Genomic DNA, 18742 nt, shown 5'->3' with positions numbered 1-18742 from the left:
GACGGCGTCTTCGCGCGCTTCGTGCGGGCGCACCGTCGATCCCGATCAGATTGTAGTTATTCAAAATCTAGTCTGGAGGCTCCGCCGGCGATCAAGCTTGACCGTGAATGTTTCCGCACCGTATCTGGCGCCACTCGAAACAGAATGGTCGACATCGTGGTACGGCGTAACTGTGCAAGGTCTTGCACGCGGGCTTCGCGCGGCGTTTCCGGGCGCGCAGCCAGAATCTCCCTCTTCCTCGCTCCGGTATTGCTCCCGTCTCCAGGCTGGGCTCAACTTGCCATTGACAGTTCCCAGGAAGTCCAGCTGGAGGAGCTGTCGGTGGCGGGGACCGGCGACGGGACGTCCCGCGTCGACGGTTACCGGGCCACGCGGGCAGTGAGCGCCACGCGGACCGACACGCCCGTCCGCGAGGTGCCGCAGACCATCGTGGCGGTGCCGCAGGAGGTGCTGGAGGACGCGGCGGCGACGCGGATCGACAGCGCCCTCGACCTCGCGGGCGTCGGCCGCGGCAACAATTTCGGCGGTCTCGGCCTGACCGAGTTCACGATCCGCGGCGTGGCGACCGGCGAGTATTACCGCAACGGGTTCCCGATCAACCGCGGCTACCCCAACAGCCCCGACATCGTCTCCATCGAGCGCATCGAGGTCCTCAAGGGCCCCTCGGCCTTCCTGTACGGTCGCGGCGATCCCGGCGGCACCTTCAACATCGTGACCAAGCAGCCGCTGGCGGCGCGCTCCCTCACGGTCGGCACGCAGTACGGCAGCTTCGGCGCCAAGCGGAGCACCTTCGACGCCACCGGCGCCCTCGATGAGAGCGGGCAGGTGCTGGCCCGCGTCACCGGCGCTGTCGAGGACAACGGCAGCTTCCGGGACTTCGTCACCAGCGACCGCTACGCCCTCGCCCCGGTCATCGCCTGGAAGCCGACGACGGACACGACCGTCACCCTGGAGGGCGACTTCGTCAGCACGGCGCAGACCTTCGACCGCGGCATCGTCCCGCTGGGGGGCAACGTGCGCGCCCTGCCGCGCAGCCGCTTCATCGGCGAGCCGGGCCTGCCGCCGGCCCATGTCGACAACGCCCTCGGCCAGCTGCGCGTCGAGCACCGGTTCGACCAGGACTGGGTGCTGAACGTCGGTGCCCAGGTTCTCGGCGGGAACCTGTCGGGCTACGGGGTCGGCGCCATCGGCCTGCTGCCGGATGGCCGGACCCAGCGGCGGACCCTGGAATGGCGGGACCTGACGTGGTCCGACCTCGACCTGCAGGCGAATCTCGCGGGCAAGTTCGAGACCGGCCCGTTCCGCCACACGCTCCTGCTCGGGCTGGAATACGACAGCTACCGCTACCGGGAGGTGTTCAACCGCTCGAACGTGGCGACGAACCCGTTCCTCCTCGACCTGCTGGCGCCGCGCTACGGCCAGCCGCTGCCGCCGATCACCGCGCAGGTCACGAACTTCCTGCAGAAGACCGAGAGCTACGCCGGCTACGTGAAGGACCAGATCGACCTCACGCCCCGCCTCCACGCCCTCCTGGGTGTCCGGGTCGAGGACCTCGGGCTGGTCTCGACGAACAACCTCACGAAGAGCACCACCAGCCTCCAGGGTCTGGTTGCGACGCCGCGCTTCGGCCTGCTCTACGACCTGACCGACACGGTCGCGCTCTACGGCAACTACGCGCGCTCGTTCCGGCCCAATATCGGCACGGATCGCAGCGGCCGGCCCTTCGCGTTCGAGGAGGGTGAGGGCTACGAGGCCGGCGCGAAGGTCAGCCTGCTCGACGGGCGCCTCGACGCCACCGCCGCCCTGTTCGAGATCCGGCGCTCCAACGTCCTGAGCACCGATCCGGTCGACCCGAACTTCAGCGTGGCCACCGGCACGGTGCGCAGCCGCGGCTTCGACCTGACCGCCGCCGGCTACCTGGCCCCGGGCTGGCGCGTGATCGGGACCTACACGCGCGTCGACGCGGCCGTCGCCCGCGACAACACCCTGCCGGTCGGCACGCGCATCGCCAACGTGCCCGCCAACAGCCTCGCGTTCCAGACCGTCTACGAGTTCCAGAGCGGCGACCTGAAGGGGCTCGGCCTGGGCGGCGGCCTCGACTTCGTCGGCCGGCGCGCCGCGGGGACGGCGCTCGCGACCTTCAACCTGCCGCAATACACGCTGGTCAACCTGATCTCGTACTACCAGATCGCGCCGGGCGTGCGGATCTACCTCAACGTCGACAACGTGTTCGACGCGACGTTCTACGACCGCGCGTTCCAGAACCGCTACGCGACGCCGGGGCAGCCCCGCACGATCATCGGCGGCGTCGCCGCCCGGTTCTGAGGCCCCGGCGCTACGCCGCTGCCGCCCGCATCCAGCCGAGCCCTGCCTCGGTGCCGGCCGCGGGATGGTACTCGCAGCCGACGAAGCCGGAATAGCCGACCTCCTCCAGGGCGGCGAAGATCGGGTCGAAGGCGATCGTGCCGGTCCCCGGCTCGTGCCGCCCGGGATCGTCGGCGATCTGGACATGGGCGATGAGCGGCGCGTGCGCGCGGATCAGCGCCGCCGGGTCATGGCCGAGGCACACGCAGTGATAGGCGTCGAACAGCAGCTTGACGTTGTCGCGGCCGATCGCCCGGATCGCCTCGACCGCCAGCAGCGGGTCGTCGATCGCGTAGTCGGTGATCGAACCGGGACCGATCGGCTCGACGATCACCGTCATGCCGCGCGCGCCGGCGGCGTCGGCTGCGAAGGCGAGGTTGTCGAGATAGGTGTCCCAGAGCCGCGCCCGCTCGACTCCCGCGGGCCGGACGCCCGCCATCGGGTGGACCATCCGGCAGCCGAGCTGCGCGACGTAGTCCAGGGTCGGCTCGATCGTGGAGCGGAAGTAATCGATCCGGTCGGGCAGCGCCGCGAAGCCCTTCTCGCCCTTGGCGGCGTCCCCCGCCGGGAAGCCGGTCTGGACCAGCGGCACGCCCGCCCGCTCCAGCCAGCCCGCGACCTCCCGGGCCGGCGTCGCGAACAGGTTGGGATGCTCGACCGCGCGGAACCCGGCACGGGCCGCGGCCGCGAAGCGCTCGGCCAGCGGCAGCTCCGTGAACAGGAAGCCGCAATGGCCGCTGAGACGATCCTTGTAGGCACCGAGCTTCATGGGTCAGGCGCTCCCGCCGGTCTCGATCATCGCCCGCATCCGGTCCACCGCCGCGTGGGGCGCGGTCAGAACCGGGACGTCGACGGCCTTCCGCACGGCCTCGGCCGCGCGCGAGGTGGAGAAATGCGCGAGCATGATCGCGTCGCAGTCGCGCAGGTCCGGCGCCCGCTCGGCGATCAGCCGGTTGTGGGTCTCGGCGTCGCCGGCGCGCAGCCGCGCCATCGCGTCGTCCACCAGGACCGTCCGCAGACTCGCCGGGCGCCCGGACTCGGCGACGAACTCCTCGAACTCGTCCGTCATCGTGCCGACCGAGGGCCCGAAGGTCGCCAGCATGCCGATGCGCGCGCCCTGCGCGATCGCCGCGCGGAACATCGCCTCGTTGGGCTTGAGCACCGGGACCGGTACGGTCTCGATCAGCCGGTCGATGGCCGGACCGAAGGCCGAGCAGGTGATCAGGATGCCGTCGGCGCCCATGTCGTGGCCGTAGCGGCCGAACCGCACGAAGCGCTCGATCATCGTCTCCGAGATCGCGCCCGGCTCCCTCGCCCGATCGAGGGACAGGCCGTCGTCGAGCAGGTTGACGGTCTCGGCCTCCGGCCAGCGCTCGGCGAAGGCGGCCTGGATCGGCGCCATGGCGACCGGCGTCGCGTGCAGGAGGACGATGCGGGGAGCCATGCTGTGTTCCGGAGAGTCTACGGAGCCGGACGGGGCCGGTCCGCATGTTGTAAGCGATTTCAACTGGGTGGCAAGATAGCGCAGGTCAGGCGTCGGCACGCCGCGGCGGAGCCGTGCTGGCGCGCAGGATCAGCTCGGCGTCGATCTCGGTGAGACGGACCATCGGCCGCCCCTGGATCCGGGCGATCAGGTGGTCGCCGGCGGCGTGGCCGATCTCGGCGGAGTGGATGCGGATCGTCGTCAGCGCCGGGTCGAGGAAGGGCGCGAAGTCGGAATCGTTGTGGCCGATCACCGACAGGTCGCCGGGAATGGAGAGCCCCCTTGCCCGCGCCTCGATCATCGCCCCGAAGGCGATCTGGTCGGTGCCGCAGATGATCGCGGTCGGGGGCGGGCCGCCGGCCAGCATCTGGCGGAACCCGTCGCGGCCGCCGCCGATCCCGTAGGAGATCTCGATGTCGTGCTCCGGGGCGAGCCGCAGGCCGCGGGCCGCGAGCGCCGCCGCGATGCCCGTCACCCGGGCGCCGCCGCGGTCGTTGTCCTTGCGCAGGCCCGAGATCACCCCGATCCGGCGATGGCCGAGATCCATCAGGTAGTTGGCCGCCCGGGCCGCCGAGGCAGCGTTGTCGAAGCCCACGCAGGGGCGCTCGCGGGACAGACTGAAGGTCTGCACCATCGGGATGCCGGCGCGGGCGATCCGGGCGTGGAGGTCCGGGTGGTGGATGTCGCCGACCAGCATCAGTCCGTCGACGCCGCGCTCCAGCAGGAAGGTCGCCTCGCGGAGCTCGTCCTCCAGGTCGTAGCCGGCATTGGCCGCCACCAGGGTGTAGCCCGCCTGCCGCAGCCGGTCCTGGAAGCTCGACAGGACGCGCACGAAGGCCTCGTTCTCGATGTTCGGCACGACGGCGCCGACGGCCATGAAGCGGCGCGTCGAGAGCGCCCGGGCCGCCCCGTTGGCGACGAAGCCGAGATCCTGCGCGGCCCGCATCACCGCCGCGCGCTTGTCGGCCCGGACGCCGGCGGAGCCGTTCAGCACCCGGGACACCGTCGCAGTCGAGACGCCGGCGCGGCGGGCGACGTCCCGGGCAACCGGGCTGCGCGTCGGCGGCTCGAGGATCTCCTCCGGCAGGTCCAGCACTGAGATCGATCCTCCTCCCGAACGGCCCCGCGGGGCAGCGCGTCGGCCCCGGATACGCGACGCGGCGATGCCCGGCCAGCAGAAGCGGGCCGAACCGGCAGTATATTGACACCCCACCCGACCGCTGGCTATCTGAAAGCGCTTTCAAGAGGCTGCTCGATCGGGCGGCCCACAGGAGGATCCGATGGCGACGCTCGACCGGCCGGCCTCCGGACTGGGAGCCCCAGAGCGCGCCGCGCCGACCGTCGGCGGCGCGGACGCCGCGGCGCCGGGCATCGCGGCCCCGCAGGCCATCATCACCAGCCTGAAGCGCAGCGACGCGGTCACGCCCTACCGGTTCCGCGACCTGCTGGCCCTCGACGATTTCGAGCGGCACGCCCGCAAGCTCCTGCCGCCGATGATCTTCCAGTACGTGGCCGGCGGGGTCGAGACCGGCTCGGCCCTGGCGCAGAGCCGCGGCGCCTACGCCGACTACGCCCTGGTCCCCCGCCTGATGCGGGACACCTCGGCGCGGGACACCGCCACCACGCTGTTCGGCCAGACCTACGCGGCGCCGTTCGGGATCGGGCCGCTGGGCGGGGCCGCCTTCATCGCCTACCGGGGCGACCTCGTGCTCGCCGAGGCGGCCCGGCGGATGAACCTGCCGATGTGCCTGAGCGCGTCCTCGCTGATCAGGCTGGAGGACGTCCACGCCCAGAACCCGCAGGCCTGGTTTCAGGGCTACCTGCCGGGCGACCAGAACCGGATCGACCGCCTCCTCGACCGGGTCGAAGCCACCGGCTACCGGACCTTCGTGGTGACCGCCGACACGCCGACCCTCGGCAACCGCGAGCACAACATTCGCAGCGGCTTCTCCATGCCGATCAAGGTCACGCCGAAGGTGGCGTGGCAGAGCGCCACCCACCCGCGCTGGCTGCTCGGAACCGTCGCCCGGACCTTCCTCAAGCACGGGGCCCCGCACTTCGAGAACACCGAGGCCGAGCGCGGGCCGCCGATGATGTCCCAGGGCGCGGTGCGCAACACCATCGCCCGCGACCAGCTCTCGTGGAAGAACCTGGAGGCGATCCGCAAGCGGTGGTCCGGCAACCTGCTGGTGAAGGGCCTGCTGGCGCCCGAGGACGTCGACATCGCGCGGGAGTGCGGCGCCGACGGCGTGATCCTGTCGACCCACGGCGGCCGCCAGCTCGACTACGCCGTCGCCCCCCTCGACGTGCTGCCGGAGATCGCCGCCCGGAAGGGCGGGCTGAAGATCATCGTCGACAGCGGCATCCGCCGGGGCACCGACGTGATGAAGGCGCTGGCGCTGGGCGCCGACTTCGTCCTGCTCGGCCGGCCCTTCATGTTCGCCGCGGCGCTCGGGGGCGCCGCGGGGGTCGAGCACGCGATGCGGATCCTCAAGGAGGAACTCAACCGCGACATGGCGCTGATCGGGGTGAATCGCCTGTCCGAACTCAATCCCGACTTCCTGCGCCGCACCCCGCGGCGGGCCTGAGCCGATGGCGGGAGGATCGACCGTGATCGGCTTCCCGGACACGCGCGGCGCGCCGGCGAGCGGCAGCGGGACAGCCGCCCGGGGCGCCGGGGCCGCCGCGCCCGGGCGCCCGGCATCCCTGCACCGTCGATCCCGCCGGCTGTCCCCGCAGCCCCGTCCCCGATCCGGATGCTCCGCATGACCGACCCCGCCCCCCGCGGCCTCGCCTTCGTGGGCTGCTTCACCACCGAGCGGCGCCGGGCGCGCGGCCGGGGCATCGACATCTACCGGACCGGTCGCGACCTCGGCGACTGGACGCATCTCGGCCGGGTCGAGAACCTGACGAACCCGTCCTTCCTGGTGACCGACCCGGCGCGCGCGATCCTCTACACGGTCCAGGGCGACGGCGAGGCAGCGAGCGCCTTCGCGCTGGAGCCCGACGGCACCCTGCGTGGCCTCGGCAGCGCCGCCACCGGCGGCACCAACAGCGTGCACCAGGCCCTCGACCCCGGGGGTCGGTTCCTGATCGTGGCCAACTACGCCAGCGGATCGGTCGCCCTCATGCCGGTGCGCGCCGATGGCGGCCTGGAGCCCGCGTGCCAAGTGCTGCCGCTCCCGGGCGAGCCGGGCCCGCACCGAACCGAGCAGGCCTGCGCCCACCCGCACCACGTGGTCCTGTCACCCGACGGTCGCCACGTCATCGTCCCCGACAAGGGCCTCGACCGCGTCTTCGTCCTGAAGCTCGCGGGTGAGCGGCTCGCCATCGTCTCGGAAACCGCCATGCGTCCCGGCGCCGGCCCGCGCCACATCGCGTTCCACCCGCATGAGCCGCTCGCCTTCCTGGTCAACGAGCTCGACTCGAGCGTCGCCACCTGCCGGTGGGACGCGGACGCCGGAGCGCTGACGCCCCTGCACCTCGTCTCGACCCTGCCGCCGGACTTCTTCGGCGCGAGCACCGCCGCGGCCATCGCGGTCACGCCCGACGGACGATTCGTCTACGCGTCGAACCGCGGACAGGACGGGATCGCGCGGTTCCGGGCGGACCCGGCCGGGCGCCTCGAACCCGCGGGCTGGACGTCCTCCGGCGGCCGCGACCCGCGCTTCATGGTCCTGGCACCGGACGGAGGCCACCTGCTCGTCGCCAACGAGCAGGGCGACTGCCTCGTCGCCTTCGCCATCGATCCCGAGAGCGGAGACCTCACTCGGACCGGTTCGCGCCCGAGCCTCAGTCCCTGCACGATCGCGTTCCTGTAGGAGGCGCCGACGCGTTCAGGCCCGCGCCGCGCGCGGGCCCGACCATGCCCCTCGAAGGGGCAAGAGAGGCGGAACCGGCGGCGGTCGAGCCGTGACCTCTGACCGCCGGGCCGCACCAAGCAAACAAGAAAAGAAAATCATAAATATTCTGGAGGATGCCCATGTTCGCCAAGCGTTACAGGTTCCTGATCGCGTTCCTGCTGTTCATCGCCGGTATCATCAACTACATGGACCGAGCCGCGCTCGGCGTCGCCGCGCCCTTCGTCAAGCAGGACCTGAACCTGTCGCCCTCGGAGCTGGGGGTGATCTTCAGCACGTTCTTCTTCGGCTACGCGCTGTTCGCCTTCGTGGGCGGGCAGCTCGCCGACCGCTACGGGCCGCGCAGCGTCTACAGCTGGGCGGCGGCCTCCTGGTCGGTCCTGTGCATGCTCACAGGGGCGGTGACCGGCTTCGCCCAGATGTTCATCGTCCGCGCCCTGTTCGGCTTCGCCGAGGGGCCGATGAACTCCACCACGAACCGCACCATCACCACGTGGTTCCCCCGCGAGGAGACCGCTCGGACCATCGGCTTCACCTTCTCGGGCCAGACGGTGGGCAGCGCCATCGCGGCGCCGGTCGTCGGCCTGCTGGCGATCCAGTACGGCTGGCGCGTGGCGTTCGTGGCCATCGGCGCCGTCGGCCTGCTGTGGGTCGTGGCGTGGCGGATGCTGATGACCGACCGGCCGCAGGACAACCCGCGGGTCCATCCGGAGGAGATCGCCCTCGTGGAGCGCAGCCGGGCGGTCACGCACCTCGCGCCCTCCGACCATGCCCGCTCGCTGAAGGAGTACCTGTTCCTGCCGAGCACCCTGTCGCTCGGGCTCGGCATGTTCGCGGTGAATTACACCCTCTACATCTTCCTCTCGTGGCTCCCGAGCTATCTCACCGACGCGCTGCACATGCCGGTGAAGGAGATGGCGCTCGTGGCGTCGATCCCCTGGGCCTGCGGCTTCGTCGGCTATGTCGGCGGGGGCGTGGTGGCGGACTTCGTCTACACGCGCATGGGCGACAAGCTCGCCGCGCGGAAGATCACCACGATCGTGCCGCTCGCCATCGCGGGGGTGGCCCTGATCATGGTCAACGCCGCGACCAGCACCGCCATGGCGGTCTCGCTGATCGCGCTCGCCGTGCTGATGCTGACCAGCTCGGTGCAATCCTGCTGGGCGACGATCCACGAGCTGGTGCCCGAGGCCCGGGTCGGCGGCGTCAGCGGCTTCATCCACCTCCTGAGCAACATCTCGGGCATCATCGGGCCGACTGCCACGGGACTGGCCGTGCAGTATCTCGGGGGCTACGCCAGCGCCTTCGTGATCGCCGCCCTGATCGCGGCGGCCGGCGTCGTCGCGATGGCGATCTTCGTGCGGCGGCCGCGCAACCCGGCGGAAGCCGGCCCCCTCACCGCGGCCAAGGCCGTCTGACCGAGGCTGTCCGATCAAGTCCGCCGGAATCTGGAGCAGCGTCCCATGAGCCCCGAGACCGTCCCGCCCAAACCCGTCCTCCTGACCGGAGCCTCCGGCGCCCTCGGGCGCGTCCTGACCCGCGCGCTCGGCGCGCAGGGCTGGACGCTCCGGCTCACGGACCGCGTCCCCTTCCCCGACCCGTTGCCGGAGGGGGCGCGGTTCCAGGTCGCCGACCTGGAGGACGGGCCGGCGATCCTCCGGCTGGCGGAGGGCTGCGGCACGATCCTCCATTTCGGGGGGATCTCGGTGGAGCACCCGTTCGAGACCGTGATCGGCCCGAACATTCGCGGCCTCTACCACGCCTACGAGGCGGCCCGGCGCGAGGGCGCCCGGATGATCTTCGCCTCGTCGAACCACGCGATCGGCTTCCACCCGCGGTCCGAGGTGCTGGACGACGATTGCGGCCTCGCGCCCGACGGCTATTACGGCCTGTCCAAGGCCTACGGCGAGCTGATGGGCGGCCTCTACCGCGACAAGCACGGGGTCGAGAGCGTCTTCCTGCGGATCGGCTCGTGCTTCCCGGAGCCGACCGACGCGCGGATGCTGGCCACGTGGCTGTCCTACGCCGACCTGACCCGGCTGATCACCCGCGCCACCCTGGCCCCGGACCTCGGCCCGACGGGCTCGGTGGTGATCTGGGGCGCCTCGAACAACAGCCGCATGACCTGGTGGCGGAAGGACGGGCGCGCCGTCATCGGCTGGACGCCGCAGGACAGCGCCGATTCCCACGCGGCGGCGCTGGAGGGGAAGACCAGCGGCAACCCGGTGGTGGAGCGCTACCAGGGCGGCGGCTTCACGGCGATCGACTATTCCCGCGCCGCGCCGCCGCGGTGACGGACCGCTTCTTCGGCGCGCGGCCGCCCGACCGCTCCTCCCGAGACGAGAGACTGGACACACGATGCCGAACGAGCGACCCGAGACACGCCTCAAATGCGCCCTGGTGGTGCGCGGCGCCTTCGACGCCCACGTCGTCCCGGCCTTCGAGGCCGCGGGGGGCCGGACGGCGATCCACTGGGCGCCGACCACGGTCATCATGAAGACCCTCGCCGAGGGCGAGACCGCCGACGCGGTGCTCGTCCTGTCGGATGCCATGGATCGGCTCGTCGCCGAGGACCGCGTCGAGCCCGAGAGCCGGGTCGACGTGGTGCGCTCGCGCTACGGCATCGCCGTCAAGGCCGGGGCTCCGCATCCGGACATCGCGACCGTCGAGGCGCTGAAGCGCACCCTGGTGGAGGCGCGGTCGGTGGCCTACTCGCGGACCGGCGCCAGCGGGATCTACTTCGCCGGCCTGCTGCCGCGGCTCGGCCTTGCCGACGCGGTGAACGCCCGGGCGACGATCATCCCGCAGGGCTTCACGGCCGAGAAGCTGGTCTCCGGGGAGGCCGACATCGCCGTCCAGCAGATCAGCGAGCTGATGGTCGTGCCCGGCATCGAGGTGGTCGGCCCCCTCCCCGACCCGGTGCAGGAGATGACGACCTTCGCGGCGGCGATCCTGCGCGGCGCGACGGACCGGGACGGCGCGGCCCGATTCCTCGCCGGGCTGACGACGCCGCAGGCGGCCGAGGCCTATCGGACCAGCGGGCTGGAGCCGGCCTACTGACGGCGGCCGACGCCCCCGACCGCGCGCATTCCGGCCCCGCTCTGCGCCGCTTAAGTTGAAGCGGCGGGGTGGGACCGGGGTTCGCGACCGCAAAAAAGTCCTTATGCTCGTGCTGTCCGGACGCCCAATCCCGTCCGACCGGATCGCTCCATTCATGCTGAAGACAGCCTTCGTTGCCGCCCGCGACCGCCAGCGGCTGTCGGAGATCGCGACGATCCTCATCGGCTTCGGCGTCACCCGCGTCGTGGACCGGCTCGGCCTGCGCTACCTGCCGCTCCTGCCGCGCCGGCAGCCCCGGGTCGACGTCACGCGCCTGTCCGAGCCGGAGCGGCTGCGCCGGGCGATCGAGGCGCTCGGGCCGACCTTCATCAAGTTCGGGCAGGTGCTGGCGAGCCGGCCGGACCTCCTGTCGCCGGCCTGGACCGAGGAGCTGCAGAAGCTCCACAGCCAGGTCGTGCCGGTGACGTGGGAGCAGATCGGCCCGCAGCTCGAGCTCGATCTCGGCGCCTCGCCCATGGAGGTGTTCGCCGAGTTCGACACCAACCCGATCGCCTCGGCGTCGATCGCACAGGTCTACCGGGCGCGACTGCACTCGGGCGAGGACGTCATCGTCAAGGTGCTGCGGCCGAATCTGCGCAAGATCATCGAGGCGGATCTGCGCCTCATGGCGCACGGTGCCCGCATCGTCGAGAACGAGTGGCCCGACATGGCCCGCTACCAGCCGCGGGAGCAGATGCGCCACCTCGCGGAGGGTCTCAACGGCGAGCTCGACCTGCTCAACGAGGCGCGCAACTGCGAGCTGCTGGCCCAGATCTTCGAGGACCGCGACGACATCGTCTTCCCGAAGATCCACTGGGAGTACTGCTCCGAGCGGGTGCTGGTGCAGGACTTCATCCACGGCATCCCGCCCAACGACGAGGCGGCCCTCCGCGCGGCGGGTATCGACAAGAAGCTGCTCGCCCAGAAGGGAACCGACGCGTTCCTGCAGATGGCGCTGATCGAGGGCGTGTTCCACGCCGACCCGCATCCCGGCAACATGCTGGCCCTGCCCGGCAACAAGATCGGCTTCATCGATTTCGGGATCATCGGGCGGCTGTCGCAGCGGCGGCGCTCGCAGCTGCTCGTGCTGATTGGCGCCATGCTCAAGCAGGACGCCGACGGCCTCATGGCCGTGCTCCTCGACTGGACCGGCACCAGCAACCCGGACCTCACCCGCCTCCAGGTCTCGGCCCAGTCCTTCGTGGAGAGCCACTCGTCGATCCCGCTGAACCTCGGGCTGGTGCTGACCGACTTCATGAACATGGCCCGCGAGAACGACCTCGCGATGCCGACCGACCTGGCCATCCTGTTCAAGGGGCTGGTCACCGCCGACGGCGTCATGCGCCACCTCGACCCGAATTTCGACCTGTTCGCCGCCGCGGGCCCCACGGTCCGGGCGAGCATGCAGACGCAGTTCTCGCTCTCCGCCCTCAAGCAGAAGGCCGAGGCCCTGGGCGTCGGCCTCTACGGCGCCGCCTCGGAGCTGCCGACCCTGATCCACCTGATGCTGGTGCGGCTGAAGCAGGGCCGCGTCACTGTCGAGATCGAGGTGAAGGGCCTCGACAAGGTCACCCGCGGCATCGAGCGCGCGGCCGCGCGGGTCGCCGTGGCCCTGGTGGTGGCGGCCTTCGCCACGCAGCTCGCACCCCGCCTCATCGATCTCGGCACGCCCGTCTTCGTCTCGATCGGATTGATAATTTTTATCCTCGGGATCGGCTGGCTCGTGCTGCTGATGCGAAACAAGTAACCGTCTTCGCATCCGCACAGGGCTCCAACATAAGTTTTCACCCGCAGGCGAATACCGAGCTGATTTGATAATCCTGCGCGCCATGCTAGCGTGAGACATCCAACGATTCGCTCGGCTGCGGGCGGGGAACCGGCACCAGAAGCGGTCTGAACCGCCGGTGCGGCCCTGCCATCGACATCCGTTGCCGCGCCGCGCGGTCGGGGAGCTCCGACGGCGCGCCGCGCACGGGCGCCCCGTCGGGATGACGAGGGGGGCGGGCGATGGAAGTGGACATCGTACGGCCGCGGATCGACGGGGCGGAGCGCCGCGTCGAGACGCTCGAGGCGGAGAACATCCGCCTGCGCAGCCTGCTCAGCCAGGCGACCGCCCAGGCCGACTGGGAGCGGCAGCGGAGCCGGCGGCTCGGCCGAATCATCGAGACGGCGAGCCGCGTCGAGGCCGGTCGCATGGCGGCCGAGCGGGTCGAGGCGCCCCGCGGGCCGTCGCCCCGCGAACCGGCCGGACTCGGGCTCGAGGCGAGGCCGCGCCCCTCCGGCCGCGCGCGCGCGATCGGCCTGCCGCAGGCCCCGAACGATTACCTGGAACTGCTGGACCGCGACGGGCGCCTGATCACCGCCAGCGAGGACGGTCCGGCCCTGTCCGCCGCCGGGGACGAGGCGGACGCCATCGGCCGGCCCTGGATCGACGCCTGGACGCGCCCCGAGGACCGGGAGGCGGTGGCCGAGGCGCTCGATCGGGCCCGGATCGGCCGCCCGAGCCGGTTCCAGGCCCAGTCGGAATCCGGCGGCGCGCTCCGCTGGTGGGACGTGGCCGTCACGCCGATCGGCGCGGCGCCGGACCGGCCCGAGCGGATCCTGGCGGTGTCGCGCGACATCACCGACCAGAAGCTGTCCGAGGCGCGCCAGACGCTGTTGATGCAGGAACTCGCCCACCGGATGAAGAACACCATGGCCATGGTTCAGGCCGTCGCGACGCAGACCATGCGCAACGCGCCGTCGCTGGAGGCAGCCGGCGAGGCCCTGGCCGCGCGGCTCCTGGCGCTCGCGAAGGCGCACGACGTGCTGCTCCAGGGCTCCTTCACCCGGGCCTCCCTGAGTGGCCTGGTCGAGGGCGCCGTGTCGCTCCACGGGGACGGCGTCGCGGGCCGGTTCCGCATCGCCGGTCCCGAGCTGACGCTCGGACCGCGCCACGGCATGACCCTGGCGCTGATGCTGCACGAGCTCGGAACCAACGCGGCCAAGTACGGCGCGCTGTCGGTGGCCGCCGGCTGGGTCTGCATCACGTGGAACGTGGCCGAGGCAGAGGGCGGCCAGACCCTCCGGTTCCGCTGGGAGGAGAGCGGCGGACCGCCGGTCACGCCACCGACCCGCACGGGGTTCGGCACACGGCTCATCGCCCGCAGCCTCGCCCACAGCTTCGGCGGGACCGCCCGCATGAGCTACCCGCGCGAGGGGGCGGTGCTGACCTTCGAGGCGCCCCTCGACGCGGTGATGGTCGCCTGATCCCGACGCGGCCGCGCGGCCCTAGGCGCTCAGCCGGGTCTCCGCCTGCAGGTCCCGCAGGGCCGCGACGGTCCGGTCGCGCAGGGTCCTCAGGTCGACCAGCGAACGGGTCAGATCGTCGCCCGACAGGGCCGATTCCTCGAGGCCGCGGCAGGCCCGGGACAGCTCGGCGCAGCCCAGCATGCCGGACATCGAGACCAGTGTGTGCGCCTCGCGGCCGTAATCGTCGTTCGCGCGATCCGGTCCCTCGAAGGCGGTGGTCAGGCTGACGACGAACCGATCGAGGATGCGGACGAGCTTTTCCGTGCCGATCACGGCCGTCAGTTCCTCGAGCGCGTCCCGGTTCACCAGGGAGTGCGACACCGTCGGTCTCCAAGTACGGATCCGCGACAGCGATCCGAGAGAGGCGCGCAACCGAGGCGCCGCCCAACGGCCCAGTTTGCAGCGAAGTGTTTACACCGCGTTGCGTCAGCTTTTCAACGAAGCGTGACCGTTCCCCAGGCTCCGCAGGGTTGACCCGGGTGCATGGATCGGCCGTCGCGACTGGCCGAAGCTTCGCGATGGTCGTTGCGAATCAGTTCGGGCTCTCCTAGCCTCGTGCTCCTGTCGCGCTCGTACCAGGGAGGGAGCTGCATGATCGCTGTGTTTGCCACCCTCCGAGCAGGATTCGTCGGCGCCCCCGCGCGGGTCGGCTAGCCGCTTCCCGCTCTCGCCCGGCCCTGCCGCCCGGCGCCTCTGAACCCGATCCTGCCTGATCTCGCCGGCGCGCATCGTTCGCGATGGGACGCGGCGTCACCCGGAGCCGACGCTCGCCCGCGTCGGGCACTCGCATGTCTCTGTCGTCTCCCCGGAAGGCGGACGCGGTCCGTCGCGTCCTGGCCTTCGTCGTCCGCAGCTGGCGCAGGCGCTGGCCCCTCGTCGCCGGTCTCACCGGCGCGATCACGCTCGCCACCCTGGCGGAGGTGCTGCTGCCGCTCTTCGCGGGCCGCTTGGTCGACGCGCTCTCCGGGAGCGACCGACGCGCGGCGCTGGACGCGGCCTGGCCGGCCTTCCTGGCGATGACCGGGCTCGGCCTCGCCACCGCGCTGCTGCGGCACGTCGCCTGGAGCCTCGTGGTGCCGCTCTCCCTGCGCACCATGAGCGACATCGTCGGCAACGGCTTCGCCCGGGTCCAGCGCTTCTCGACGGAGTGGCACGCCAACACCTTCTCGGGCTCGACCGTCCGGAAGATCTCCCGCGGCATGTGGGCGATCGACGGGCTCAACGACACGCTGCTGCTGTCGCTCCTGCCCGCGCTCGTCGTCCTCGTGGGCACGGCCCTGGTCCTCGGCCTGCACTGGCCGGCCCTCGGCGCGACGGTCGCGATCGGCGCGGGCGCCTATGTCGGCGCGACCGCGCTGCTCGCGACCCGCGTCATCGCGCCCGCGGCCGCGCTCTCGAACGCCCTCGACACCCGCCTCGGCGGCGCGCTGAGCGACGCGATCGGCAACAACGCCGTCGTCAAGGCCTTCGGCGCGGAGGCGCGGGAGGAGGCGCGGCTCGGCCGGCTGCTGGCGAAGTGGCAGCGGCGGACCCGGCGCACGTGGATGATCGTCACCTGGGGCGGCACCGGCCAGCTCGGGCTGCTGCTCGTCCTGCGCACCGCCATCGTCGCCATCGCCCTGTGGCTGTGGTGGCGGGAGCGGGCGAGCCCGGGCGACGTCGCCTACGTCCTGACCGCGACCTTCGTGGTGCACGGCTACCTCCGCGACATCGGCGGCCACATCAACCACCTGCAGCGGGCCATCAACGAGATGGAGGAGCTGGTCGCCCTGGAGGCCGAACCCGTCGGCGTCGCCGACCGGCCCGGCGCGGTCCCGCTCGCGGTCACGGGCGGGGCGATCCGGTTCGAGACCGTGCGCTTCCACTACGGCGACCACACGCGGCCCCTCTACGACGGGCTGACCGTGACGATTCCGGCCGGCCAGCGCGTCGGGCTGGTCGGGCGCTCGGGCTCCGGCAAGACGACCTTCGTCAAGCTGATCCAGCGGCTCTACGACGTGTCGGGCGGGCGCGTGACGATCGACGGGCAGGACGTGGCGTCGGCGAGCCAGGCGAGCCTGCGCGCGCAGGTCGCCATCGTGCCCCAGGAGCCGGTGCTGTTCCACCGCTCCCTGGCCGAGAACATCGCCTACGCCCGGCCCGGCGCCTCGGCGCAGGAGATCGAGCGGGCGGCGCGCCTCGCCAACGCGCACGACTTCATCGCGCGGCTGCCGAAGGGCTACGCGACGCTGGTGGGCGAGCGCGGGGTCAAGCTGTCGGGCGGCGAGCGCCAGCGGGTGGCGCTCGCCCGCGCCTTCCTGGCGGACGCGCCGATCCTGATCCTCGACGAGGCGACCTCGAGCCTGGATTCCGAGTCGGAAGCTCTGGTGCAGGAGGCCATGGCGCGGCTGATGCGCGGGCGAACCGCCATCGTCATCGCCCACCGCCTGTCCACGGTGCGGGCCCTCGACCGGATCCTCGTCTTCGACCGCGGTCGCATCGTCGAGGACGGGCCTCACGCCGCCCTGCTGCGCCGCCCGAACGGGGCGTACCGCGCCCTGTTCGAGCGGCAAGCCGACCTCGCGGAGAGCGCGTGAGGATCCTGTTCGTCTGCGGCCGGGCGCGTGCCCGCAGCCCGACCGCGGAACAGATCTTCGCGCGGCTGCCCGGCATCGAGACCGCCAGCGCGGGGGTGTCACCCGACGCCGACGAGCCGGTGGACGCCGATCATCTCGCCTGGGCGGAGATCGTCGTCGTCATGGAGCGCGCGCACCGGCGCAAGCTGATGCGCCGCTTCGGGGCCGCCCTGCGCGGGACCCGCCTCGTCTGCCTCGACATCCCCGACGTGCACGACTTCATGGCGCCGGCGCTGGTGGCGCTGCTCGACGCGCGCGCCGGCCGCTTCCTGCCGCGCTGAGACCCGCCGCGCCGACACCCGCCACGCCCGGCGGCGCATTGCCGTTCTTTAATCTTCCGGTCATGCGACCAAATGGCGGCCGATCTATTATCTGAACACGGAATGAATGAGGCCAATGCAGATGAAGGCCTTATCTCCGGCACTAGAGGGAGATATTACTATGTCCTATCGCAAATCTATGGCTGCGGCTCTCGTGCTCACCACAATCCTCGGTGGAACCGCCTACGCGGCGGAGCAGGCCGCCCAGACCAACGGCACGCAGATCAGCGCGAGCCAGGCGGCGGTCGACAAGGATGTCGGCAAGCTCTCGAAGGACGGCGCACAGGGCTTCAGGGATCTTCAGCTCACCCGCCTCGCGATCTTCGAGGCCAATCCCGGCCAGGCCAAGGACATGATCGCCAAGGCGCAGGCCGCCTTCGCCAAGGCCAAGACCGACGACGCGGTCTTCACCAAGGCCGAGGCCGACCTCAAGTCGCCGGCCGACATGGCCGCCCACAAGGCGACTGCGCCGAGCGCCAAGGCCGACACTAAGGCCGATACCAAGACGGCCTCCAAGGAGCAGGTGGCCTGGGTCCCGGTCGACGCGCAGCTGACCCTCGGCGACGACTTCGTGGCCACGCCCGCCAAGGCCTCCGCGGTGACCGAGGCGAACAAGAACCTCGCTCAGGGCGACCAGAAGGGGGCCCTGGAGAAGCTCAAGCTCGCCCATGTCGACGTCAACTTCACCATGGCGGTCCTGCCCCTGAACAAGACCATCACCGACGTCGATCAGGCCGCGACGCTGATCAATCAGGGCAAGTATTACGAGGCCAACGCCGCCCTGAAGTCGGCCCAGGACAACATGCGCTTCGACGTGATCGACGCGATCGCGGTGCCCCAGAAGGCGGCCGCCGCGACGGCCGACAAGGGCGCGCCGCAGGCCACCGGCACGACGGCGGGTGCCAAGACCAGCAAGTGACCGAACGCCGACGACGGCCGCGCCTGACGGATCTCGGGCGCGGCCCGGTCGGCGCACAGGAGGGAGGGTCGCGTGCGGCGATTCTGGATCTCGACCATCCTGGGACTCGAACTGCTCCTCGGCGGGACCCTGGCGGCCTCCGCCCGGACGGCGGGGGTTCCGGACTTCAACATCCGGGCGATCTGCGCGCCGGAGCACCGGGCGGGATCGACCGCCGTCGACCGGGCGAGCTACCGCGGCTGCCTGTCCGACGAGGCCGCCGCCCGGCGCACCCTGATCAAGCGCTGGGCGACGTTCGACGTGGCGGAGCGCCGGACCTGCGCGACGGAGAGCCAGATCGGCGGAGCGCCGTCCTACGTGGCGATGCTGACCTGCGTGCAGCTCGGAAGCGACGCCCTGCCGATCAACCCGTCGGGCCAGCCCTGAGACGAGACCATCCGCGCGACGGATCGCACGCCCGTGATCCGCGCATGAGGAACCGGCGGCATCGCCAAGACGTCCTGCAATATCGATTGAGTGGAGGAGGCATCATGTTCAAGACTACGGCGCGCGCTGCTCTTTGCCTGGCCTGTCTCTGGTCGGTCACGCCGGCCCTGGCGGCCCCGAAGGAGATGCCTCAGGGCAAGCGTGACGAGATGTCGATGAAGGACACCAAGCACGAAGTGGTGATGCAACGGAAGGAGAATAAGGAAGCCAACAAGAACGTCGACAGCCTCATCACGAACCGCAAGTGAGCGCGCGCGCCGACGACTGATCGATCGTACGTCCGAGAGGGGTGCCGGACGCGGCGC

17 protein-coding genes are annotated in these 18742 nt (G+C 71.2%); 13 read left to right on the top strand and 4 right to left on the bottom strand.

The features are described from left to right. Positions 1–144: 144 nt before the first annotated feature. Complete coding sequence (locus H288_RS0113015) at positions 145–2325, top strand: TonB-dependent siderophore receptor (protein WP_245274499.1); 2181 nt, start codon at positions 145–147, stop codon at positions 2323–2325. A 10-nt stretch (positions 2326–2335) separates the two neighbouring features. Here H288_RS0113015 and H288_RS0113010 read toward each other — a convergent pair whose 3' ends face one another. The 3 genes from H288_RS0113010 to H288_RS0113000 all read right to left on the bottom strand — a co-directional run bounded on the left by H288_RS0113010 (position 2336) and on the right by H288_RS0113000 (position 4943). Continuing rightward, a complete protein-coding gene (locus H288_RS0113010; protein WP_020093016.1) occupies positions 2336–3133 on the bottom strand; it encodes a TIM barrel protein in 798 nt (265 codons plus the stop codon). A 3-nt stretch (positions 3134–3136) separates the two neighbouring features. Beyond that, complete coding sequence (locus H288_RS0113005) at positions 3137–3808, bottom strand: aspartate/glutamate racemase family protein (RefSeq protein WP_020093015.1); 672 nt, start codon at positions 3806–3808, stop codon at positions 3137–3139. Between the two features lie 85 nt (positions 3809–3893). After that, positions 3894–4943 (bottom strand): LacI family DNA-binding transcriptional regulator, encoded by a 1050-nt coding sequence (locus H288_RS0113000; RefSeq protein ID WP_020093014.1) that lies wholly within the window; start codon positions 4941–4943, stop codon positions 3894–3896. A gap of 184 nt (positions 4944–5127) precedes the next feature. Between H288_RS0113000 and H288_RS0112995 the strand changes: the two genes are divergently transcribed. The 7 genes from H288_RS0112995 (at position 5128) to H288_RS0112965 (ending at position 14055) form a co-directional block, all read left to right on the top strand. After that, positions 5128–6435 carry an alpha-hydroxy acid oxidase gene (locus H288_RS0112995; protein ID WP_020093013.1) on the top strand — a complete coding sequence of 436 codons (1308 nt, stop codon included), beginning with the start codon at positions 5128–5130 and terminating at the stop codon, positions 6433–6435. A gap of 177 nt (positions 6436–6612) precedes the next feature. Continuing rightward, positions 6613–7668, top strand: a complete 1056-nt coding sequence (locus tag H288_RS0112990; protein ID WP_234081191.1) for a lactonase family protein — start codon at positions 6613–6615, stop codon at positions 7666–7668. A gap of 161 nt (positions 7669–7829) precedes the next feature. Continuing rightward, complete coding sequence (locus H288_RS0112985) at positions 7830–9125, top strand: MFS transporter (RefSeq protein WP_020093011.1); 1296 nt, start codon at positions 7830–7832, stop codon at positions 9123–9125. A 45-nt stretch (positions 9126–9170) separates the two neighbouring features. Further along, positions 9171–10001, top strand: a complete 831-nt coding sequence (locus tag H288_RS0112980; protein ID WP_020093010.1) for an NAD(P)-dependent oxidoreductase — start codon at positions 9171–9173, stop codon at positions 9999–10001. A gap of 64 nt (positions 10002–10065) precedes the next feature. Beyond that, positions 10066–10767, top strand: a complete 702-nt coding sequence (locus H288_RS0112975) for a substrate-binding domain-containing protein (protein ID WP_020093009.1) — start codon at positions 10066–10068, stop codon at positions 10765–10767. A 154-nt stretch (positions 10768–10921) separates the two neighbouring features. Next, entirely contained in the window at positions 10922–12553 is a 1632-nt protein-coding gene (locus tag H288_RS0112970; protein ID WP_020093008.1) for an AarF/UbiB family protein, read from the top strand. A 260-nt stretch (positions 12554–12813) separates the two neighbouring features. Further along, positions 12814–14055, top strand: a complete 1242-nt coding sequence (locus H288_RS0112965) for an HWE histidine kinase domain-containing protein (RefSeq protein ID WP_020093007.1) — start codon at positions 12814–12816, stop codon at positions 14053–14055. Positions 14056–14076: 21 nt separating this feature from the next. Here H288_RS0112965 and H288_RS0112960 read toward each other — a convergent pair whose 3' ends face one another. Further along, on the bottom strand, positions 14077–14418 hold the full coding sequence (locus H288_RS0112960) for an Hpt domain-containing protein (RefSeq protein ID WP_020093006.1): 342 nt from the start codon (positions 14416–14418) through the stop codon (positions 14077–14079). A gap of 467 nt (positions 14419–14885) precedes the next feature. Between H288_RS0112960 and H288_RS0112955 the strand changes: the two genes are divergently transcribed. The 5 genes from H288_RS0112955 (at position 14886) to H288_RS0112935 (ending at position 18685) form a co-directional block, all read left to right on the top strand. Further along, positions 14886–16673, top strand: coding sequence for an ABC transporter ATP-binding protein (locus H288_RS0112955; protein WP_020093005.1), 1788 nt, complete (start codon positions 14886–14888; stop codon positions 16671–16673). Then, on the top strand, positions 16670–16993 hold the full coding sequence (locus tag H288_RS0112950; RefSeq protein ID WP_020093004.1) for a low molecular weight phosphotyrosine protein phosphatase: 324 nt from the start codon (positions 16670–16672) through the stop codon (positions 16991–16993). The genes H288_RS0112955 and H288_RS0112950 overlap by 4 nt, the downstream gene beginning before the upstream one ends. Before the next feature lie 178 nt (positions 16994–17171). After that, entirely contained in the window at positions 17172–17951 is a 780-nt protein-coding gene (locus tag H288_RS0112945; protein WP_020093003.1) for a YfdX family protein, read from the top strand. 72 nt (positions 17952–18023) lie between these two features. Continuing rightward, complete coding sequence (locus H288_RS0112940; protein WP_020093002.1) at positions 18024–18377, top strand: hypothetical protein; 354 nt, start codon at positions 18024–18026, stop codon at positions 18375–18377. 104 nt (positions 18378–18481) lie between these two features. Continuing rightward, positions 18482–18685 (top strand): hypothetical protein, encoded by a 204-nt coding sequence (locus H288_RS0112935; RefSeq protein ID WP_020093001.1) that lies wholly within the window; start codon positions 18482–18484, stop codon positions 18683–18685. The last annotated feature ends 57 nt before the right edge of the window (positions 18686–18742 follow it).

Source organism: Methylobacterium sp. 285MFTsu5.1 (assembly GCF_000383455.1).
Taxonomy (GTDB): domain Bacteria; phylum Pseudomonadota; class Alphaproteobacteria; order Rhizobiales; family Beijerinckiaceae; genus Methylobacterium.
This window is presented reverse-complemented; position numbering and strand designations above follow the sequence as displayed.

Bases quoted from the DNA above. Each gene is read 5' to 3' on its own strand.
- H288_RS0112955 (WP_020093005.1), top strand. From the start codon at position 14,886: ATGTCTCTGTCGTCTCCCCGGAAGGCGGACGCGGTCCGTCGCGTCCTG.
- H288_RS0112985 (WP_020093011.1), top strand. From the start codon at position 7,830: ATGTTCGCCAAGCGTTACAGGTTCCTGATCGCGTTCCTGCTGTTCATC.
- H288_RS0112980 (WP_020093010.1), top strand. From the start codon at position 9,171: ATGAGCCCCGAGACCGTCCCGCCCAAACCCGTCCTCCTGACCGGAGCC.
- H288_RS0112990 (WP_234081191.1), top strand. From the start codon at position 6,613: ATGACCGACCCCGCCCCCCGCGGCCTCGCCTTCGTGGGCTGCTTCACC.
- H288_RS0113010 (WP_020093016.1), bottom strand. From the start codon at position 3,133: ATGAAGCTCGGTGCCTACAAGGATCGTCTCAGCGGCCATTGCGGCTTC.
- H288_RS0112975 (WP_020093009.1), top strand. From the start codon at position 10,066: ATGCCGAACGAGCGACCCGAGACACGCCTCAAATGCGCCCTGGTGGTG.
- H288_RS0112970 (WP_020093008.1), top strand. From the start codon at position 10,922: ATGCTGAAGACAGCCTTCGTTGCCGCCCGCGACCGCCAGCGGCTGTCG.
- H288_RS0112965 (WP_020093007.1), top strand. From the start codon at position 12,814: ATGGAAGTGGACATCGTACGGCCGCGGATCGACGGGGCGGAGCGCCGC.
- H288_RS0112995 (WP_020093013.1), top strand. From the start codon at position 5,128: ATGGCGACGCTCGACCGGCCGGCCTCCGGACTGGGAGCCCCAGAGCGC.
- H288_RS0113005 (WP_020093015.1), bottom strand. From the start codon at position 3,808: ATGGCTCCCCGCATCGTCCTCCTGCACGCGACGCCGGTCGCCATGGCG.
- H288_RS0112945 (WP_020093003.1), top strand. From the start codon at position 17,172: ATGGCTGCGGCTCTCGTGCTCACCACAATCCTCGGTGGAACCGCCTAC.
- H288_RS0113015 (WP_245274499.1), top strand. From the start codon at position 145: ATGGTCGACATCGTGGTACGGCGTAACTGTGCAAGGTCTTGCACGCGG.
- H288_RS0112935 (WP_020093001.1), top strand. From the start codon at position 18,482: ATGTTCAAGACTACGGCGCGCGCTGCTCTTTGCCTGGCCTGTCTCTGG.